The organism is Bradyrhizobium sp. NAS80.1, assembly GCF_001908205.1.
Classification (GTDB): domain Bacteria; phylum Pseudomonadota; class Alphaproteobacteria; order Rhizobiales; family Xanthobacteraceae; genus Bradyrhizobium.
In genome coordinates, this window is sequence record NZ_LGHL01000395.1 from 1 (window position 1) to 1355 (window position 1355).

The 1355-nt window shown below is 57.7% G+C and carries 3 protein-coding genes; 2 read left to right on the forward strand and 1 reads right to left on the reverse strand.

Translation table 11 applies throughout. From position 1 onward, the window contains the following. Nucleotides 1–211 (forward strand): hypothetical protein (locus AC629_RS48080; RefSeq protein WP_084810772.1); only part of this gene is annotated, 211 nt, incomplete at its 5' end. Between the two features lie 23 nt (nucleotides 212–234). After that, the gene (locus tag AC629_RS43785) at nucleotides 235–465 is read left to right on the forward strand and encodes a hypothetical protein (RefSeq protein WP_084810773.1); all 231 of its coding nucleotides are present in this window, start codon (nucleotides 235–237) and stop codon (nucleotides 463–465) included. Between the two features lie 194 nt (nucleotides 466–659). Here the strand turns inward: AC629_RS43785 and AC629_RS43790 are convergent, their stop codons facing one another. Beyond that, a complete protein-coding gene (locus AC629_RS43790) occupies nucleotides 660–872 on the reverse strand; it encodes a hypothetical protein (RefSeq protein WP_084810774.1) in 213 nt (70 codons plus the stop codon). Between the last annotated feature and the right edge of the window lie 483 nt (nucleotides 873–1355).

Below are 1355 nucleotides of genomic sequence, written 5' to 3' on the forward strand. Positions count from 1 at the left end.
TAGTGAGAACGATAGCAGGCGTTCCGCCCTTTATCGCTACGTCACCAATCTCTCTGATACCGGCGAATACGGTTTCGATCTCCTGCAAATGGCGGCCGTCGTTTACTTGAAAAAACTAGACGAACTGCATGACGCCCGAGGTGTGAGCCTCGCGGCAGATCGATCTTTGGCCGAGTGGTTAGAAGCACGCAGTGCACAACTTGAGGCCTAACTAGAGCAGAAGGAAGGAACTGCATGGCAGACAATATCTCCAATGCAAACCGCTTAGCGCGCGACCAAAGGCCCACCGCCGCACTGACAGCAATCGGCATGAATGCTCTGAAGCCGATCATGCACTTCCAGGTCTCAATGCTGAGGATGTGGGCCAACAGCATCGAGAGGTTCGCCGGCAACTACGAAAAGGGGCTGGCAGAAACTACGACCACTGGCGAGCAACCGTCAGACAAAGAGAAACACGCCGCTTAAATAATGTTTTGTCCGGGTTGGGTCAGCCGTAGCGGTGTGGCCGAGCGATGGGTTCGGCCATAGGACCGTTTTCGACCACCTTTGGCCACGCACGTGGGCACGAAAGCGCTCTCAGATCTGCCAGGAACGGATGTTGCCGCATGGTTGAATGAACGAGGCCGCCAACTGAGGCGGCCTCCGGTCATTTTTATTGGCTACTTCTTGCCGTGCTCCTCCATATGGGCCTTGCCAGCCTCTTCGGTGTGATAGTTGGCGTGATGACCATGGCCGCTTGCAGTATGCGCGTGGTGAGCTGCTTTTTCGTGTTGGCCACCCTCATAATGTTTAGCTGCTTCCCCGTGGTGGCGAGCGGCTTGGGTGTGGTGTTCTGCTGCCTGCTTGTGGTGTTCGGCTGCTTTCTTGGACATGGGCGATTTCCCTTGTTTAATCCCCCGCTGCAACACCGAACGTCAACGGGCAGCGGAACGTTCCTTTATGTCGTCCGCCAACCCAGTCGCCTAAAGAAGATCGGGCTCGGTGGGCCCCCGAGGCCAGAGCCATAACGAGTTCATCAAGCGAGAGAGCTTAGATCATCCCGAACCGGTAGGTCGTGGCGACATCACCCCGCTGTTAGCAAAAGGGCACAGCTTCGCCCTTTCTCCCGTGGATATGGCAGAGACCAGAGGACCAAACCAAACCTCTTCCCCTGCATCCACGTCCCGGCATGAGGGAGGTGGCATTCGCGCCACCGGATACTCAGTTACCCTTCGCCTCACCGGCGCACCGCCTTTTGGGCAGCGTCTCCGTCGCGCTTTTTTCGGCGCGCGACCAGCGCTTTTGTAAGCAAGGAGCCATGCCGGACTCCCGCGCTGCGTATCACCGAGCCGGGATCTTACCCCCGGCGACCGTCG

Coding starts and splice junctions, on each gene's coding strand:
- AC629_RS43790 (WP_084810774.1), bottom strand. CDS start 872: ATGTCCAAGAAAGCAGCCGAACACCACAAGCAGGCAGCAGAACACCAC.
- AC629_RS43785 (WP_084810773.1), top strand. CDS start 235: ATGGCAGACAATATCTCCAATGCAAACCGCTTAGCGCGCGACCAAAGG.